The sequence below is a fragment of the Magnetospirillum sp. LM-5 genome (assembly GCF_902729445.1).
Lineage (GTDB): Bacteria > Pseudomonadota > Alphaproteobacteria > Rhodospirillales > Magnetospirillaceae > Magnetospirillum.
Genome location: NZ_CACVCE010000008.1, coordinates 14,437 through 31,850, shown reverse-complemented (window position 1 = coordinate 31,850; position 17,414 = coordinate 14,437). Strand labels below are relative to the sequence as shown.

Annotated in this window: 18 protein-coding genes and 1 other RNA gene; 11 read left to right on the top strand and 8 right to left on the bottom strand. The window is 67.5% G+C overall.

All coding sequences use genetic code 11. The features are described from left to right. The first annotated feature begins 19 nt into the window (after positions 1-19). Genes MTBLM5_RS05045 through MTBLM5_RS05035 form a run of 3 tightly spaced genes read left to right on the top strand, consistent with a single transcriptional unit; the run spans position 20 to position 1,571 of the window. Positions 20-556, top strand: coding sequence for a sigma-70 family RNA polymerase sigma factor (locus MTBLM5_RS05045; RefSeq protein WP_217424973.1), 537 nt, complete (start codon positions 20-22; stop codon positions 554-556). Beyond that, positions 553-1,203 carry an NrsF family protein gene (locus MTBLM5_RS05040; RefSeq protein WP_173974697.1) on the top strand — a complete coding sequence of 217 codons (651 nt, stop codon included), beginning with the start codon at positions 553-555 and terminating at the stop codon, positions 1,201-1,203. Before MTBLM5_RS05045 ends, MTBLM5_RS05040 begins: the two co-directional genes overlap by 4 nt. A gap of 50 nt (positions 1,204-1,253) precedes the next feature. Beyond that, positions 1,254-1,571, top strand: a complete 318-nt coding sequence (locus tag MTBLM5_RS05035) for a HigA family addiction module antitoxin (RefSeq protein ID WP_173974696.1) — start codon at positions 1,254-1,256, stop codon at positions 1,569-1,571. Positions 1,572-1,573: 2 nt separating this feature from the next. On the opposite strand, the gene MTBLM5_RS05030 is transcribed toward MTBLM5_RS05035, so the two are convergent. The 5 genes from MTBLM5_RS05030 to MTBLM5_RS05010 form a co-directional block, all read right to left on the bottom strand. Continuing rightward, positions 1,574-2,392 (bottom strand): TIGR00282 family metallophosphoesterase, encoded by an 819-nt coding sequence (locus tag MTBLM5_RS05030; protein ID WP_173974729.1) that lies wholly within the window; start codon positions 2,390-2,392, stop codon positions 1,574-1,576. After that, positions 2,392-2,964, bottom strand: coding sequence for a 5-formyltetrahydrofolate cyclo-ligase (locus MTBLM5_RS05025; protein ID WP_173974695.1), 573 nt, complete (start codon positions 2,962-2,964; stop codon positions 2,392-2,394). Before MTBLM5_RS05025 ends, MTBLM5_RS05030 begins: the two co-directional genes overlap by 1 nt. 7 nt (positions 2,965-2,971) lie before the next feature. Further along, positions 2,972-3,127, bottom strand: a non-coding RNA gene (gene ssrS, locus MTBLM5_RS05020) — 6S RNA. Between the two features lie 17 nt (positions 3,128-3,144). After that, positions 3,145-3,471: a cell division protein ZapA gene (locus tag MTBLM5_RS05015; protein WP_173974694.1), complete on the bottom strand. Its 327-nt coding sequence runs from the start codon at positions 3,469-3,471 to the stop codon at positions 3,145-3,147. Positions 3,472-3,476: 5 nt separating this feature from the next. After that, entirely contained in the window at positions 3,477-3,704 is a 228-nt protein-coding gene (locus MTBLM5_RS05010) for a hypothetical protein (protein ID WP_254430915.1), read from the bottom strand. A 147-nt stretch (positions 3,705-3,851) separates the two neighbouring features. Here MTBLM5_RS05010 and MTBLM5_RS05005 point away from each other — a divergent pair, with 147 nt between their 5' ends. Next, positions 3,852-4,469 (top strand): GAF domain-containing protein, encoded by a 618-nt coding sequence (locus tag MTBLM5_RS05005; protein ID WP_173974693.1) that lies wholly within the window; start codon positions 3,852-3,854, stop codon positions 4,467-4,469. A gap of 4 nt (positions 4,470-4,473) precedes the next feature. Here the strand turns inward: MTBLM5_RS05005 and MTBLM5_RS05000 are convergent, their stop codons facing one another. Then, positions 4,474-7,635 (bottom strand): AsmA-like C-terminal domain-containing protein, encoded by a 3,162-nt coding sequence (locus MTBLM5_RS05000; protein ID WP_254430914.1) that lies wholly within the window; start codon positions 7,633-7,635, stop codon positions 4,474-4,476. Between the two features lie 156 nt (positions 7,636-7,791). On the opposite strand from MTBLM5_RS05000, the gene MTBLM5_RS04995 reads away from it, so the two are divergent. The 7 genes from MTBLM5_RS04995 (at position 7,792) to MTBLM5_RS04965 (ending at position 16,130) form a co-directional block, all read left to right on the top strand. After that, the gene (locus tag MTBLM5_RS04995; RefSeq protein ID WP_173974691.1) at positions 7,792-10,767 is read left to right on the top strand and encodes a bifunctional [glutamine synthetase] adenylyltransferase/[glutamine synthetase]-adenylyl-L-tyrosine phosphorylase; all 2,976 of its coding nucleotides are present in this window, start codon (positions 7,792-7,794) and stop codon (positions 10,765-10,767) included. Positions 10,768-10,780: 13 nt separating this feature from the next. Continuing rightward, a complete protein-coding gene (locus MTBLM5_RS04990) occupies positions 10,781-11,239 on the top strand; it encodes a peroxiredoxin (protein WP_173974690.1) in 459 nt (152 codons plus the stop codon). Further along, on the top strand, positions 11,236-12,030 hold the full coding sequence (locus tag MTBLM5_RS04985; RefSeq protein ID WP_173974689.1) for a ferritin-like domain-containing protein: 795 nt from the start codon (positions 11,236-11,238) through the stop codon (positions 12,028-12,030). The genes MTBLM5_RS04990 and MTBLM5_RS04985 overlap by 4 nt, the downstream gene beginning before the upstream one ends. Continuing rightward, the gene (locus MTBLM5_RS04980; RefSeq protein WP_173974688.1) at positions 12,027-13,991 is read left to right on the top strand and encodes a tetratricopeptide repeat protein; all 1,965 of its coding nucleotides are present in this window, start codon (positions 12,027-12,029) and stop codon (positions 13,989-13,991) included. Before MTBLM5_RS04985 ends, MTBLM5_RS04980 begins: the two co-directional genes overlap by 4 nt. Before the next feature lie 135 nt (positions 13,992-14,126). Next, complete coding sequence (locus tag MTBLM5_RS04975) at positions 14,127-15,107, top strand: radical SAM/SPASM domain-containing protein (protein ID WP_173974687.1); 981 nt, start codon at positions 14,127-14,129, stop codon at positions 15,105-15,107. Positions 15,108-15,219: 112 nt separating this feature from the next. Further along, on the top strand, positions 15,220-15,723 hold the full coding sequence (locus MTBLM5_RS04970; protein WP_068501182.1) for a GNAT family N-acetyltransferase: 504 nt from the start codon (positions 15,220-15,222) through the stop codon (positions 15,721-15,723). Beyond that, the gene (locus MTBLM5_RS04965; protein ID WP_173974686.1) at positions 15,720-16,130 is read left to right on the top strand and encodes an Rrf2 family transcriptional regulator; all 411 of its coding nucleotides are present in this window, start codon (positions 15,720-15,722) and stop codon (positions 16,128-16,130) included. Before MTBLM5_RS04970 ends, MTBLM5_RS04965 begins: the two co-directional genes overlap by 4 nt. Here the strand turns inward: MTBLM5_RS04965 and MTBLM5_RS04960 are convergent. Together MTBLM5_RS04960 and def are read right to left on the bottom strand one after the other, a co-directional pair. Next, the gene (locus tag MTBLM5_RS04960; RefSeq protein ID WP_173974685.1) at positions 16,121-16,777 is read right to left on the bottom strand and encodes a COQ9 family protein; all 657 of its coding nucleotides are present in this window, start codon (positions 16,775-16,777) and stop codon (positions 16,121-16,123) included. The two genes, MTBLM5_RS04965 and MTBLM5_RS04960, sit on opposite strands and share 10 nt — an antisense overlap. Beyond that, entirely contained in the window at positions 16,777-17,301 is a 525-nt protein-coding gene (def, locus tag MTBLM5_RS04955) for a peptide deformylase (RefSeq protein WP_173974684.1), read from the bottom strand. The genes MTBLM5_RS04960 and def overlap by 1 nt, the downstream gene beginning before the upstream one ends. Between the last annotated feature and the right edge of the window lie 113 nt (positions 17,302-17,414).

Here is a 17,414-nt window from a genome sequence, read left to right as displayed (position 1 = left end):
CTGGCCGTCCAATAAGCCCATGGAACAGGACAGCCAATGGCGGGAATGGATGGCGGCGGCGCAGGCCGGCGACAAGGCGGCCTATGGCCGGCTGCTGGCCGATCTGGTTCCGGTGGTGCGCCGACTGGTCGGCCGGCGCTGGCGGGGCGCCGCCGATGCCGAGGACGTGGTGCAGGACGCGCTGCTGACCCTGCATGCGGTGCGCCACACCTATGACCCGACCCGGCCGTTCCTGCCGTGGCTGGCGGCCATCGTCGAGCGCCGCGTCGCCGACGGCATGCGCAAGCGCTATCGCCGCACCGGCCGCGAGGAGGAATTCGACGCCGCGGCTGAAACCTTTTCGGCCATCGAAACGAATATCCATGCACTGGATGCCGAGCCGCTGCGCCGCGCCGTCGCCGACCTGCCGGCCGGCCAACGCCAGGCGATCGAGCTGGTGAAGCTGAAGGAAATGTCGCTGGCCGAGGCCTCGGCCGCCAGCGGCCAAAGCGTCGGCGCCTTGAAGGTCGCGGTTCACCGCGCCATCAAGGCGCTGAAGGAGAAGCTGGACCGATGAACACCGACACGCTGATCCGAGATCTGACCGACCACCTGATTCCGGTCGAGCCGCTGCCCGGCCCGGCCGTCCGCCTGGGCCGCTGGCTGGCCCTGGCGCTTCCGGTGCTGGCGGTGCTGGTGTGGCTGGAAGGCCCGCGTGCCGACCTCGCCCAACGCCTGGGCGATCCCCGCTTCGCCCTGGCCCTGGCCGCCGCCCTGGCCACCGGCATCAGTGCCGGCTGGGCGGCGCTGGCCTCGACGGTGCCGGGACTGCCGGGCATCCGCCAGGCCGTTCCCCTGATCCCGGCCGCCTTGTGGCTGGCGGTGACCGGCGAGGGCTGCTGGCGGCAATGGCTGGCGCTGGGGCCGGATGCGCTGTCCGGCATCGGCACGCCGCAATGTTTCCCGGAAATCGTGATGGCCGGCACCCTGCCCGCCCTGGCGCTGGTGTGGCTGGCCCGCAAGGGCGCCAGCCTGCACCCGGCCCGCACCGCCGCCCTGGCCGCCCTGGCGGCGGCCGCCCTGGGGGCGGCGGCGCTGGAGCTGTTCCACCATTCCGAGACGGCCATCATCGGCCTGGTCTGGCACCTGGGCGCGGTGGCGGCGATGTCGGGCCTGGCCGCGCTGGCCGGCGGAAGGCTGTTCAGGTTGAATGCCAAGGCTTGACAATGTGTCGATCAAGGTCGATCTGGAACAATACCATTGAGGTTGCCCCCATGACGAGCGCACCATCCCCCCGTCGCACCCGCTGCCCCGCCCATCCGGGGCGGCTTTTGCAGGATGTGGTCTTGCCGGAACTGCGCCTGTCGATCACCGATGCGGCGGCCCAATTGCGCATCTCGCGCCAGACCTTGCACCGCATCCTGGCCGGCAAGGCGGCAATCACCCCGGAAATGGCGGTGCGGCTGGGCAAGTTCTGCGGTAACGGCCCTGGCCTGTGGCTCAGGATGCAACAGGCCCACGATCTATGGCTGGCCGAGCAGGCCATGGCGGAAGAAATCGCCCACATTCCCGGCCACGGCCGGGCGGCCTGACCTCACCAATCGGGCCAGGTCTCGGCCAGCCGGGCGCCCAGGCGCAGCGGCGCCACCCTGACCGCCAGGCCGGTGCGGTCGTCGGTTTCCACCACCACGCCGCACAAGGTGCCGGGGCCTTCGGCCGGCGACAGCCGCTCGCCCGGCATCTTGCGGACGAATTTGTGGATGGCGGCGTCCTTCTTCATGCCGATCACCGAATCGTAATCGCCGCACATGCCGGCGTCGGTCTGATAGGCGGTGCCCTTGGGCAGAATTTGGCAATCAGCGGTCGGGATGTGCGAATGGCTGCCGACCACCAGCGAGGCGCGGCCGTCGGCGGTATGGCCGATGGCCATCTTCTCGGAAGTGGCCTCGGCGTGGATGTCGACGATGATCGCCTCGGCCCCGCCCGGTCCCAGCCGCATCCGGTTCAGTTCCCGTTCCAAGGCGGCGAACGGGTCGTCCAGCGGGTCCATGAACAGCCGGCCCATCACCTGCACCACCATCACCTTGCGGCCGCGGGTGGCCGGATAGATCCCCACTCCCTTGCCCGGCGTCCCGGCCGGATAGTTCAAGGGCCGGAGCAGGCGGGCATCGCCATCGATATAAGGCAATATCTCGCGCTGGTCCCAGCTGTGGTTGCCCAGCGTCACCACATCGACACCCGCCGCATAGAATTCTTCGCAGAATTTGGGGGTGATGCCGAAGCCGTGGGCGGAATTCTCGCCATTGGCGACGACGAAGTCCAGCGCCAGCCGGCTGCGGATTTCCGCCATCCGCGACACCACCACATCCCGGCCCGAACGGCCGACCACGTCACCGACATACAAGATCCGCATCATTCCTCCGCGAGGATCAAACCACACTCGGTCAGAACCGCATCCAATCGCTGATCATCCGCTTCGGCCGGCAGGCTGTCCAGCCGTTGGGCGGCGAAGGCCAGACCTACGGCCCGAACCGGCCCGGCCAAGCGCAGGGATTGCAAGGTACGGTCGTAATAGCCGCCGCCATAGCCTAGCCGGTGCAGACGTTCGTCGAAGGCCAGAAGCGGCACCAGCAGCACCCGCGGCACCAAGATTTCGGCATGGGCGAAAGGATGCAAGGTGCCATGGGGACCGGGCTCCAGGGCTTCGCCCGGCTGCCAGGACCGAAAAACCAAAGGCGCCGCCCTGGTCTCGACCACCGGCAGGCACAGGCGACAGCCCATACCGGCCAGAATGTCCATCAGCGGGCGGGGGTCGATCTCGTCGGCCATCGGCCAATAGCCCGCCACCACGGCGCTGTCGGGAATGGCCAGGTCATCGATAAAGCCGGCCAAGGCCTGCCCGGCATCGGGGCGGACGGCAAAGGCCGCGGCCCGCCGATGGCGGGCCAGAATGCGCAGGGCGGGCTTGTCGAGAGGTGAGGTCATGCGGGAGCGGTGCCGCCTCGGCCGTTGGCGTTGTAAGTCCTCCGTGGCCTGCGTGAACAGGTGGGCGCCATGTGTCGGGGCCAGGGCCCCGACAGGGACAGCTCCCATGAGGATCATTATCGCCCCAGGGACATTAGCTGCCTGACGAACCGCGCAGCGGGCCGCTCCCTAGGGTTCAAACTAGGACCTTTCCAGACGATCCGCAATGCTTTCGATCCGGCCGGCCAAAGCCTCGATACCGGCGGCCATGCGATTGTCGCCCTCGGCGACGGCGGCAAGGTCGGTCCCGGCCGCCTTGACCAGATCGCGCGCCTCGGTCAATTCGTCGGCCAGCATCAGACCGACCATCACCAGCAGGCGGGAATCGGGAACGGTGCCGATCTGGCGCAGCAATTCCTGCGCCTTGTCATCGACCATGCGGCCCAGTTGCTGGATGCGCGTGGTTTGCGAATCGTCGCAGCCGATCTCGTAGACACGGCCGTTGACGGTAACGGAGACGACGGCCACCGGCTTCACTCCTCGAGCAGGGTGCGCAGGTGGAAGATCGCCTGGTCAAGCCGGGCCGAGACCACCCGGTTGGTGTCGGCCAAGGCGGCCTGCTGGTCGCGGGCGTCGCGCAATTCGCCGGCCAGCAGCAAATCGCCGGCGCCGACACGGGCGGCGGCCGATTCCAGCCGGTCGATGGCGGTCCCCAGGCGATCAATCGCCGCCTCGGTGCGGTTGAATGCGGATTCGGACACCAAATACCTTCCCCGGCCAGGATTTTCCAATCTCGGCAAGAGCCTACGGCCCGCCGGAAGGCGAGTCAACGGCCCGCCGGTCCAGCCCCCTTGCAATCCAATACCGACGGCATAACATGAAGGTCTGTAAAAGTCTGGAGGGTCACCATGGAACTGCCCGTCAACGAGGCCGAGCGCCTAGCCTGCCTGCTGCGTTACGGCATTCTGGACACCGAGCACGAGGAATGTTTCGACCGGCTGACCCGCATGGCGGCGGTCGCCTTCGAGGCCCCCGTCGCCTTGCTGTCGCTGGTCGATGCCAACCGCCAATGGTTCAAGTCGGCCGTTGGCCTGGAGGCGAAGGAGACCCCGCGCGAGATCTCGTTTTGCACCCACGCGATCCTGGGCCGAGAGGTGATGGTGGTCCCCGACGCCCCGGTGGACCCGCGTTTTCGCGACAATCCGCTGGTGACCGGCGCCCCGTTCATCCGCTTCTATGCCGGTGCGCCGCTGGTCACCAACGACGATCTGGCCCTGGGCACCTTGTGCATCATCGACCGCCAGGCGCGCTCGCCCCTGTCGGATCGGGACGCCCGCCTGCTGAAGGAGCTGGCGGCGATGGCGGTTGACGAATTGGAGGCCCGGCGGGAACGGCGCGATATGCAGCGCCTGCGCCGCGACGCCAAGACTTGCATCACCAGCCTGCTGCCGGCGGCCCGCAGCCTGCAACAGGCGCGCAACGCCGAGGGGATCGCCCTGGCGGAAAGCCTGCTGACCAGGCTGTGATCGCTTATTGCGCGGGCGCTGTCTCGGGCGGCGGCTTCTTGGCCGGGGCCGGGCGTTTCCGGGCCTCGGTTTCCGAGCCGTCGTCGAAGATGTTGAACAGGTTGCGCAAGAAGCCGGGCGTCAGCGCCGACAGCGGATTGACCCACACGTCGGGATCGGCGGTCGGCCCCTTCATGCGGTAGTTGAAGGCGACCAGCCCGCCGCCCTTCTCGCCGCCGGTGACCAGCCAGCCCAGCACCGGAATCTTGCCCAGCGCCGAATTCAGCGCGTAGGCCGGCACCACCGTCCCTTCCAGGGCGATGCGGCTGGCATCGACGTCGATCTCGCCCGAGCCGGTGATGCCCAGCGCGGCGCCATAGGCGCGGGCATCCTTTACCGCCAGCAAGCCGTCGGTCAGGGTGAACGGCGCGTCCAGCGTCGAAAAGCCGACGCCTTCGCCCTTCAGCACGTCGACGATGCCGGACAGCGCCGCCACCGTCAGCAATCGGGCCAGGGCCGGCGCCTTGACGATGTTGTAATCGGTGATACGGACCAATCCGGACAGCGGCTGGTCTTCCTTGCTGTCGTCATAGGCGCCCTCGACCTCGAGGCTGCCGCCCATCAGATGCTCGTAGCTGTCGAAGGCGCGCAGGGTCTCGCCGGCATCGTCGGACGTCACCTTGACGGTGCGCCGCTTCGGCCCACCCGGCCTGATCTCGGCCAGGAAATGCTTGTCGCCGGGCAAACCGCCCTTGACCGTCACCGTGTGCCAGTCGTCGCCGTCACGGGCCAGGGCGACACTGGCATTGGTCAGCTTGCCCGACTTGGACAACCACATGGTCTTGATCTGGCCGTTGACACTCATCGGCGGCAGGTCGGCCTTGCGCTTCCTGGCGCCGTCACGGGCGCGCGCCTCGGCATCGCCGGCCCGCTCGTCTTCCTTGCCGACGATCGGCTCGGCGTTGAATTGCTCGCCCTTGGCGGTGATGTCCAGGCCGGCGCCGTTGGGGCGGAATCCGATGGCGCCCTCGATGTCGGTGCGCCCGCCATAGGCCAGCCGGGCGAACTCGACCCGGCGGATCTTGCCGTCGCTCCCGAACCCGACCGAGCCCTTGGTCGACAGGTCGCCGGCATTGACCGCGAAACGCGGGATGGCGGCCAGCTTGTTGTTGTCCAGGCGGATCGACAGTTCGGCGCCGCCGGTGGTCCGCACCTCTTTGCGCCACCCCAGGCCGGGCAGCTGCATGGCGGCGGTGGACAGGTCGGCGCGCACCTCGATATCGCCCTTGCCGCCGCCATACAAGGTGGCGTTCACCTGGGCCGCCACCGGGCCGGTCAGGAAGGGCGCCACGAACGGCACCGTGTCCAGGCCCAACAGCCGCCGCTGGGCTTCGTCGATGGCCGGCGCCTTGACGTCATAGCGCGAGCGGAAGGGCGCGTTCTTCGAGAAGTTCTCGCGCCATTTCAGCTCGCCGGGGATCGAGCCCAGGACGATCGGCCCCTTGGCGTCCAGCCCCTTGGCATCGACGGTCAAATCCAGTTCGCCGTCGGTCAGGTCCAGGCCCATCACCACCTGCGGCAGACTGACCTTCTTGACCTGGGCGGTGACGTTGACCGCCACGTCGTCGAGACGCAAATTCTTCAACAGCGGGAACTTCAGGCGGACCCGGGCCTGGGCGTCGCCGCCGACCGTCTGCGGGTCGATACCCAGCGCCTGGGCATAGCGAAGCGGCTTGCTGTCGATCACCTTCAAGGCGTCGGCGGCCGGCCCATGGATGGTCAGGTCGATGTCGGCGAACTGGTCGGGCTGGTCCAGGCCGCCCAGGATGATCAGCCCGTCCTTTGCCTTCAGGCCATAGACGTCGCCGGCCTTGACGTTGATGCGGAAATCCTTGGTGTCGAAGGTGGCGATGGCGGCGGCGTTCTTCACCGCCGGCATCGGGCGCAGATAATCGACGGTGACGCCGTCGCCCTTGATCTCGCCGCCGACATGGTCGATCACCAGATCCTCGAAGGTGCCCAGCGCCGAACGGCCGGAAATCGACGCCTTGGCCTCGCGGGCGATGCCCTTGGACATGTTGGCCAGCACCCAGTCGCGGGCGTTGGGGGCGACGATGGCCGGCCACAGCCTTGGCAGTTCGTCGAAGGGCACGTTGGTCAAGGTGGCATCCAGCGTGACCTGGCTGGCCCCGCCCAGGCCCTCGGCCTTGGCGGTCAACGACAGGACCGGCCCGCCGAAATCGATGGCCAGTTCCTGCAAGACCACCTGGCTGAGCCCGGCCCGGGCCGCCAGCTTCAACGACACGCTGTCGACGGTGCGATGCATATCGACGGGTGCCGGCAGATCCAGGGTGCCGGCGCCACCGGCCATCTCGATTTCCAGGTCGGGAAGGCTGCCGTCAAGGTGCCCCTTGACCCGCACCATGCCGGCCAGCGGCAGGTCCAACAGCTTCAAGGGGGTCAGCGGCCCGCCGATCCGCGCCAGGGCGGCCGGGCGGATGCCGCTGATGAACAGCTCGCCATTGATGGAATTGTCGGCCTTGGCATAGGTCGCCTCGGCCTCAACCGAGCCCTGCTCGCCGGCCAGGTCCAGCGCCATCGCCGCCGACACCGTCAGGCCCTGCGGTATCCTTTTCATGGTCAGATCGACATCGGGGGCGTGCCATTGCACGCCTAGCAGGCGGTCATCGACCATCAGGTCGGCGTCGATGATGGCGGCACGCTGGAGGTGGCGGCCGGGCTGGCTGGGGTCGGGCTCGCCGACCAGCGCTTCCAGCAGGCGGCGCACCGGATCGGCGGAGCCGGTATCGGCAACCGGGGCCTCGATTCCTTGATCGACGCCGATCCCCCACTGGATGTTGCCGTCGGTACCGCGGACCAACATCAGGCGGGGACGATAAAGGCTGACGGAATTCGGCGCGATGACGCCCCTGACCAGGGCCCGTCCGTTCAAACTGAGCGCCATTTCCGGGATGACCGCCACCAGCTGGGGCGACTCGCCCGCGAAGGCCTGCACGCCGATGGCGCGAATCTCCAGCCGGTTGCCCTTGCCCGACAGCGCCAGCACGGTGTCGTCCAGGCGCACGGAAAAGCCGCCATCCCTGGCGGTCAGCGCTTCCTCGATGTAGGGCGTCAGGAAAGCGAGCGAGATCGGCCCCTCGGACAAACGCCACAGGAGCAGCGGCAACGCGACCAACAAACCGACAACAAGGGCACCTAGAAGTTGGAACAGACTTCTGACCGCGCCGTGAACCACTAGACCTTCGCCTCCAAGACCGACTTGACCCTGCCGCGTTGCTTCGGCCAAGTTGGGAAGCAATCACACCCGCAAGGACATAACAAGGTGAAGTTTCCAATCGATGAACGGGTTTTGCCCGCCGCCGGCGACCCGGCCCGGCAGGCGCTCGGTTTCGAACGCTGGGAGGAAACCGCCGCCCAATGCGACGATCCCTCCTTGGCCACCAGGATGCGGGCACTTTCGGGCGATTTGAAGGCAGCGACGCTGCTGGGCGCCCTGTTCGCCCATTCGCCGTTCCTGACCCATTGCGCCGCCTTCGAGCCGGCTTTCCTGTGCGACGCCTTCGAGACCGGGCCGGACCAGGCCCTGGCCGACCTGATGGAATCCATGACGGCCCAGTTGGCCTGCGAGACCGACCAGGCCCGCCTGATGACCGCCTTGCGCACGGCCAAGCGTCGCGTCGCCTTGCTGGCGGCGGCCGCCGACATTTCGGGCGCCTGGCCGCTGGAGATGGTCACCGGGGCGCTGTCCGACCTTGCCGAGCTGGCCTGCCGCCAGGGCCTGGCCTTCCTGCTGCGGCGCGAGGCCCAACGCGGCAACCTGGTGCTGGCCCATCCCGAAGACCCCGAGAATGATTGCGGGATCATCGTGCTGGGCATGGGCAAGTTCGGCGCCCGCGAACTGAATTATTCGTCCGACATCGACATCATCGTCTTCTACGACCACGAGAAGCTGGATTATCGCGGCCGGAAATCGCTGCCCGAATGCATGATCGCCCTGACCAAGGATCTGGTGAAGATTCTGGACGAGCGCACCGTCGATGGCTACGTCTTCCGCACCGACCTGCGCCTTCGCCCCGATCCCGGCGCCACTCCGGTCGCGGTGTCGCTGGTGGCGGCGGAAAGCTATTACGAGGGCTTCGGCCAGAATTGGGAACGCGCCGCCATGATCAAGGCGCGACCGGTGGCCGGCGACGCCGCGGCCGGGGCCGCCTTCATCCGCTTCCTCAAGCCCTTCATCTGGCGCAAGTCGCTGGATTTCGCCGCCATCCAGGACATCCATTCCATCAAGCGCCAGATCAACGCCCATCGCGGCGGGCGCGCCATCGCGGTGGCCGGCCACAACATCAAGCTGGGCCGCGGCGGCATCCGCGAGATCGAGTTCTTCGCCCAGACCCAGCAATTGATCTGGGGCGGCCGCCAGCCCGAGCTGCGCAGCTCGCGCACGCTGGACTCGCTGCACGCTTTGGCGGCGGCCGGCCATGTCGATGCCCGCGCCGCGGCCGAGCTGGAAGAGGCCTACCGCTTCCTGCGCCAGCTGGAACACCGGCTGCAGATGATCGACGACAAGCAGACCCAAACCCTGCCCGATTCCCCCGAGCGGCTGGCCGAGATCGCCCGCTTTTGCGGCTTCGACGGTATTGACGCCTTCGCCGCCGCCCTGACCCGGCGGCTGCAGACGGTCGAGACCCATTATGCCGGCCTGTTCGAGGAGGCTCCGGCCCTCAGCGTCGGCGGCAATCTGGTGTTCACCGGCGGCGAGAACGACCCCGAGACGGTCGGCACCATCACCGGCATGGGCTTCGCCAACGCCGATTCGGTGTGTTCGACCATTCGCGGCTGGCACCATGGCCGCATCCGCGCCACCCGCTCGACCCGGGCGCGCGAGCTGTTGACCGAGTTGACGCCAACCCTGTTGTCGGCGCTGGCCGCCACCGCCAGCCCCGACGACGCCTTCATGCGCTTCGACGAGTTCCTGTCGCGGTTGCCGGCCGGCGTGCCGGTGTTCTCGCTGTTTTATTCCAATCCGTCGCTGCTGGACCTGGTGGCCGAGCTGATGGGCAACGCCCCCAAGCTGGCCCAGCATCTGGCCCATCGCCCCAATTTGCTGGATTCGGTGCTGACGCCGGCCTTTTCCGAGCCGCCGCCGCCCTTCGAAGCGCTGGCCGCCGATCTGGAAAAGGCCCTGGCCGAGGCCACCGATTACCAGGAGGTGCTGGACATCTCGCGCCGGTGGGCGGCCGACCGCAAGTTCCAGGTCGGTGTGCAGACCCTTCGGGCCATGCTGGCTCCGGAAAAGGCCGCGCGCGCCTTCGCCGACATCGCCTGCGCCGTGCTGGATCGCCTGTGCCCCTGGGTCGAGGCGGAATTCGCCCGCGCCCACGGCCATGTCCCCAATGGATCGTGGTGCATCCTGGCCCTGGGCAAGATGGGCGGCCACGAGATGACCGCCACCTCGGACATGGACCTGATCCTGGTCTATGACTGCCCGGACCCGGCCGCCGAATCCGATGGCACCCGCCCGCTGGCCGCGCCGGTCTGGTTCGCCCGCCTGACCCAGCGCATCGTCAACGCCCTGACCGCCCAGACCGGCGAAGGAACCTTGTACGAGGTCGACATGCGGCTGCGGCCATCGGGCAATTCCGGCCCGATCGCCGCCAGCATCGAGGCGTTCGAACGCTATCAGACCGATTCCGCCTGGACCTGGGAGCACATGGCCCTGACCCGGGCGCGGGTGGTCACCGCCAAGGGCGATGTCGGCGCCAAGGTCGAAGATCTGATCGCCCGCACCCTGGGCCGTGCCCGCGATCCCGACCGGCTGGTGATGGACGTCGCCGAGATGCGCGAGCGCATGGCCCGCGAGCACAAGGCCGCCAGCCACTGGGAGGTCAAGCATCTGCGCGGCGGCCTGGTCGATATCGAGTTCACCGCCCAGTACCTGCAATTGCGCCACGGCGCCACCCACCACAGCATCTTCGGCACCAACACCAAGGATGCCCTGGACCGGGCGGCGGCGGCCGGCCTGCTGGCCGATGCCGACCGCGATTGCCTGGTCGAGGCCTGGCGGCTGTGGTCGGCGGTGCAATTGGTGCTGCGCCAGACCATCGCCGGTGATTTCGACGAAAAGACCGCGCCTGGCGGCCTGAAGGACGTGCTGGTCCGCACCACCGGACTGGTGGATTTCAAGACCCTGGTCGATCGCATGGACGATTGCGCCCAGGCCGCCCTCGAGGTGTTCGACCGCCTGGTCGGCCAGCCCGGACGGCAGGTGCGCGAACGCATCGGCCCCGAGGAAACCTGAAAGGAACAACAAGATGAGCGTCAGTGTTGGACAAGCAATCCCCGCCTTTGAAGCAATCACCGACGAAGGCCCAAGGTCGCTGGCCGATTATGCCGGCCGCAAGCTGGTTCTGTACTTCTATCCCAAGGACGACACCTCGGGCTGCACCACCGAGGCCAAGCAGTTCCGCGATTCCATCGCCGAATTCGAAAAGGCCGGCGCCGCCATCCTGGGGGTGTCCAAGGACAGCGTCGCCAGCCATGCCAAGTTCCGCACCAAGCATGAACTGCCCTTCCCGCTGGCGTCCGACGAGGACGGCCGCTTGTGCGAACTGTTCGGGGTGTGGAAGCAGAAATCCATGTATGGCCGCACCTATATGGGCATCGAGCGTTCGACCTTCCTGATCGATGAAAAGGGCGTGCTGATGGCCGAATGGCGCAAGGTCAAGGTCACCGGCCACGCGGCCGACATCCTGAAAAGGATGGCCGGATGACCAGCCTGTCCGAGGCCGCGATCAGCGTCCTCGCCACCAATGATGCCACCCGGAAATGTCAGCTGACCCGCGCCCTGGCCGAAGATTGGCGACAGGGCCGGATCACCGCGATCGGTGATTGCCCGCCGCCGGCCCGGCCGGCCCGGCCGGCCCGGCCGGAATTGTTGCCCCCGCGCGAGATGCCCAAGCGGGCCTATGGCGGCGACAAGGGCCGCATCGGCCTGCTGCACGCCCTGGCCCATATCGAGCTGAACGCCATCGACCTGGCCTGGGACATCGTCGCCCGCTTTCCCCAAGACGCCATGCCCAAGGCCTTCTATGACGATTGGGTCCAGGTGGCGCTGGACGAGGCCGTCCATTTCGAGATGCTGGCCGATCTGCTGGCCCAATTGGGCGCCGCCTATGGCGACCTGCCGGCCCATGACGGGCTGTGGCAGGCGGCCGAGAAGACCGCCGACGATCTGGCCGCCCGCCTGGTGGTGGTGCCGATGACGCTGGAAGCGCGCGGCCTCGACACCACGCCTTCGACCATGGTCAAGCTGGCCGCCAACGGCGACACGCTGACGCCGCCGGCCCTTCGCGTGATCTACGAGGACGAGATCACCCATGTCGCCGCCGGGGTCCGCTGGTTCACCCATCTGGCCGAGGCCCGGGGCCAGGATTCCAAGGCCCTGTACCAATCGCTGCTGACCGCCCGCTTCCCCGGCGGCCTGAAAAGCCCGTTCAACCATGACGCCCGTGCCCAGGCCGGCTTTGCCCGCGACTGGTACGAACCGATGGCGACCCGATGAGCGAAGCGGACGACCGACTGGCCGCCGCCCTGGCCGATCACCGCGCCGGCCGGCTGGACCAGGCCGAGCCGGTCTATCGTGCGGTCATCGCCGCCTGCCCCGACCATGCCGAGGCCCATCACCTGCTGGCGGTGGCGTGCCTGCAACGGGGCAAACCCGCTGAAGCAATCCCCCTGGCGCAACGCGCCGTCGCGCTGGCGCCCGATCACGCCAAGGCGTGGAACACGCTGGGCAACGCGCGTCACGCCTTGGCCGACCTGGACGGCGCCCTGCAGGCCTTCCGCCAGGCCTTCGCCGCCGATCCCACCTTGGGCGACGCCGCCTATAACCTGGCCACCTTGCTGGCCGACGGCCCCGAGCCGGCCACCTCCATCGAGCTGTTCGAACAGGCGGCGACATTGTCGCCCCATGATCCGCGCCCGCTCAACAATCTGGGCCGGGCGCTGCTGCGCCTGGGCCGCGCCGACCGGGCCGAACAGGCCCTGCGCCGCGCCCTGGCCCGGGCGCCTGCCTTCGCCGATTCGCTGGTCAATCTGGGCCAGGCGCTGCACAAGCTGGGCCGGCCGGCCGAGGCGGCAGCCACCCTGCGCCAGGCGCCGAAATCACCGGCGCAACTGACCAATCTGGGCAATGCCCTGGAAACCCTGGGCGAGATGGATCAGGCGGTGGCCTGCTTCCGCGAGGCCATTGCGCTGGCCCCCGAGGTGGCTCTGCCGCACCATTCGCTGCTGGTCACCCTGCCCTTCATGGATGGGGTCAGCGCCGTCGAGGTGGCGGCCGAGTTCAAACGCTTCGGCCAGATGCGCGAGCCGGCCCTGGCGAAACTGGCAAGGCCGGCCCTGGTCGATCGCGACGCCAACCGGCGCTTGCGCATCGCCTATCTGTCGCCCGCGCTGTACCACCATGTGCTGCGCCAGAATATCGGCCCGGTGCTGGCCCATCACCATCGGGACGAGGTCCATGTCTCGGTCTATGCCCATGTGCCGGCGCCCGACGACGAAACCCTGCGCATGCAAGCCGATGCCGATGCCTGGTGCTTCGTCCACGCCATGAGCGACGCGCAGGTGGCCGAACGCATCCGCGCCGACCGCATCGACATCCTGGTCCACCCCATGGGCCATTGGAGCGACAACCGCATCCTGGTCTGCGCCCGAAAGCCCGCCCCGGTGCAGATCAGCTATCTGTGCAACTCGCCCAGTTCGGGCCTGGCGGCGATGGACGCCACCATCGTCGATCCGTGGCTGGATTATGACGGCCGCGCCAAGGATTGGTGCGTCGAGAAGCCGGTCTCTCTGGCTGGCGGCTTCCAGGTCACCCGTTACGATGCCAGCCCCGACATCGGCCCGCCGCCCAGCCGGGCCAATGGCTTCGTCACCTTCGCCAGCTTCAACAACCCGGCCAAGCTGTCCGATGCCACCCTGGCCCTGTGGGCTTCGGTGCTGGCCCGCGTGCCCGGCTCGCGCCTGCTGCTGAAGGGCGGCGGCCTGGACGATCCGGACCTGGCGGCCAGGGTCCGCCACCGGCTGGCCGCCCACGGAATCGGGCCGGAACGGCTGGAACTCCTGGGCCGGGTGCCGGGCTACGATCAGCATCTGGCCACCCTGAACCGCGTCGACATCATGCTCGACACCATTCCCTTCACCGGCGGGCGCACCAGCGAGGACGCGCTGTGGATGGGGGTGCCGGTGGTGACGCTGGTGGGGCCGGGCGTTTATGGGCGCTATACCTTCAGCCACCTGAACCGGATCGGCTGTCCCGAACTGGCCGCCTTCACCGCCGCCGACTATATCGACAAGGCGGCGGCCCTGGCCGCCAGCCCCGACCGGCTGGCCGATTATCGAGCGTCGTTGCGTCCGGCCATGCAATCCTCGTCCATCATGGATTTCGACGGCCATTGTCGGCAGTTCGAGGGTGCGATGCGTGACCTGTGGCGCCAGTGGTGCGGGGTCACGGTTCGGTAACCCTTCCGTGCTAGTGTGGTGGTTCCGAAGTTCGCATCAAAATGCGGACATCGGAATCACCACACAACTCAACAGATTAGTGGCCTGCTCATCCCAGAAATTCACTTGCGAATTTCTGGGGCAGGACACTAGATCATGGTCCGTGTCAAGGAAAGGCCAGCCGCCATGATCACCGAACGCATCGACGCCATCACCCGCATCCCGCCCGCCTATCGCACCCCGACGCCGCCCTGCCCGCCCAGCGTCAAGATCGAGCTGACGGCGCGCTGCGACCTGTCCTGCTTCTTCTGCGCCACCAGCCAACGCCTGCGCGACAAGCGCGACATGGATTGGGACTTCCTGGTCCGCCTGATGACCGAAATGCGGGAAGCCGGCGTCCAGGAACTGGGCATGTTCTATCTGGGCGAATCGATGCTCTATCCCCGCCTGGCCGAGGCCATCGCCGTGGCCAAGCACGATCTGGGCTATCCTTACGTGTTCCTGACCACCAACGGCCGGCTGGCCACCCCGGAAAAGCTGAAGTCCCTGTTCGAGGCCGGGCTGAATTCGCTGAAATTCTCGTTCAACTGGGCCGATGCCGACCAGGCCAAGGAAATCACCCGGGTCGATTGCTTCGACACGGTGGTCGCCAACATCCAGGCATCAAGGGGGGTGCGCGACGAGGTGGCGGCCCGCACCGGGCATTCCTGCGGCCTTTACGCCTCGTCGATCCAGTATGACGGCGAACAGCGCGAGCGCATGGCGGCGGCCGTGGACAAGATCGCCCCCTTCGTCGATCAGCATTACTGGCTGCCGTTGTACGGTCAGGCCGGCCTGACCACCGGCGAGCGCGGCACCATGCCGGTGGCCGGCAATGTCGGCCGCGCCGAGGCGATGCGCGACCCGCTGCCCTGCTGGGCCTTGTTCACCGAAGGCCACGTCACCTGGGACGGCCATCTGTCGGCCTGCTGCTTCGACCATGACGGCCGCTTCAACATGGGCGACCTGACCAAGACCCCCTTCCTGGAGGCGTGGAACTCGCAGCCATTCCAGGATTTGCGCGCCGCCAACCTGGCCAAGGACGTCACCGGCACGGTGTGCGACGATTGCATCGCCTATCGCCGCCACGAAGGTTGAGAGTCAAAACCTTAATCAACGTCAAGAAATCCGCATTTCCGTGCCGATTTACCATTGTCATTCTTCTTGCCCTGCCATAGAACAGAATCAAGAACAACGAGGGGTGTGACGCATGTCCACAGGACAGTGTCGTGCGGGTGACCGTACCTATGTGATCCGCCTGGCGCGGCCGGAAGACCTGCCGCAGGTCGTGGCTCTCGACGTCGAGATCACCGGCATCGAGAAGCCCGAATACTGGAACGATATCTTCGGGCGTTATTCCTGTTCGGGCGACGAAACCAATCCCCGCGCCTCGAAGACCCGCCTGAACCGCTTCTTTCTGTGCGCCGCCGACGGCGACAAGGTGCTGGGCTTCATCATCGGCGAGATTCGCGCCTGGGAATTCGGCTCGCCGCCGTGCGGCTGGGTGTTCGCCATCGGCGTCGATCAGGAAGCGCGCGGCATGCGCGTCGCCGAGATGCTGTTCCAGGCGGTGTGCGACCGCTTCCGCAAGGCCGGCGTTACCAAGGTCCGCACCATGCTGGCCCGTGACGATACCCTGGTGATGAGCTTCTTCCGCAGCCAGGGCCTGATGGCCGGCCCCTTCATCCAGCTGGAAACGGATCTGGCGCCATGAAACTGCAAAAGGCCACCCGTTGCGCCCTGTTCGCCGTGCTGGAGCTGGCCGCCGACCCGGCGCGGCAATTGTCGGCCAACGAAATCGCCGAGAAGTTCGGCATCTCGACCAACCACCTGGCCAAGGTGCTGCGTTCGCTGGGCCGGGTCGGCCTGGTCGAGGCGGTCCGGGGTGCCGGCGGCGGCTATCGCTTTTCCGGCAACGCCCGACGCACCACGCTTTTGGACGTGATCCAATTGTTCGAGACCATCGACCCCATCGCCCAGGGCGAGCGCGAGGATGGCGACGACACCCCCGAGGGCCAGGGCCTGTGCCGGGTGCTGACCGAGATCGAGGACACCGCGCGCGCCACCTTCGCCTCGATCAGCCTGGATACCATGCTGAAGCTGGTGTCGCGTTACCGCTGAGCCGGCCTTGCCGCCGGCCGGCCCGGGCGACGCGCCCGCCCCCCGGTCCCGGTCAGCCAGCCTTCCACCTTTCGCCGCATCTGGGTGACCCGGCCGACATCGGCCAGCCGGCGGCGCAGAAAGGCCAGGCTGTCGGCGCCATCGTCCGACGAATCGTCCAGCCAGTACAGCATGGTCGCGCTATAGACCGCCGTCAGGGTCGCCCGCTTGGTGTACCACGAGAAATCGTGCGAAGTGTCGCCGGCCGCCCGCCAGATGGCATCGATGGTGCGGCAGGTGACGCGGGTCGCCGCCAGCGCGTTGCCGGGCAAAGCCAGCAGGGCCATGGCGCGGCGGATCGCCTCGCGGTGGGGCTGCCAGCGTTCCAGCCGCACCGCCACCGCCTTGAATACCCGCTCGGGCACCTTCAACGCCGCCATGTCGGTGCCGGCCAGATCCTCGACCATCATCTGGTCGGCCAGGGCGACGAAATGCTCGACCGCCGCGACCGGGCCGGCCAGGAAGGCCCGCTCAGGCATACTGGGGTCCAGGCCCAGATCGGTGGCGGCGGCCTGCAAGGCGGTCATCGACCAGCCCTCGAACACCGCATGGGGCAGGACGGCCAGCACCAGCTGGTCCCTGATCTTGTCAAACTCAGGCTCACTCATCACGCCAACTCCTCTTGTGCCCGGCGGACCTCGTCGGCGAAGCCGAAGCTGGCCAGGCCGTCCATCCGCATCGGGTACAGCACCCCGTCCAGATGGTCGCATTCGTGCTGAACCACGCGGGCGTGGAAGCCCTGGGCATCGCGCTCGAGCCACGCCCCCGACGGCTGATAGCCGCCATAGCGGATATGGGTGAAGCGCGGCACCTTACCCGTCAGGCCGGGCAGCGACAGACACCCTTCGTAGCCGAGATGGCGTTCGCCGTCGAGCGGTTCAACCATGGGGTTGATCAACACCGTCAGCGGCACCGCCACCCCTTCGTTGCGATAGGCCGGGGCGTGGAACACCACCACCCGCAACGGCACATGGACCTGCGGCGCCGCCAGCCCGGCGCCGCCGGCATCTTCCATGGTTTCGATCATGTCGCCGATCAGGCGCAGGACCTCGGGATCGGTGGGATCGGCGACCGGATCGGCGATGCGCGACAAGACGGGGTGGCCCATGCGGGCGATCTTCAAAATGGCCATGGCTTTTTTTGAATCAATCCCTTCACAAGGCGGCAAGCCTGTGGTATCAACCCGCTTCCCGGACGGCCTGTCGCCGTGCGTCGGGACGAAATTCAGCGTAGAGGAGCGGTGAC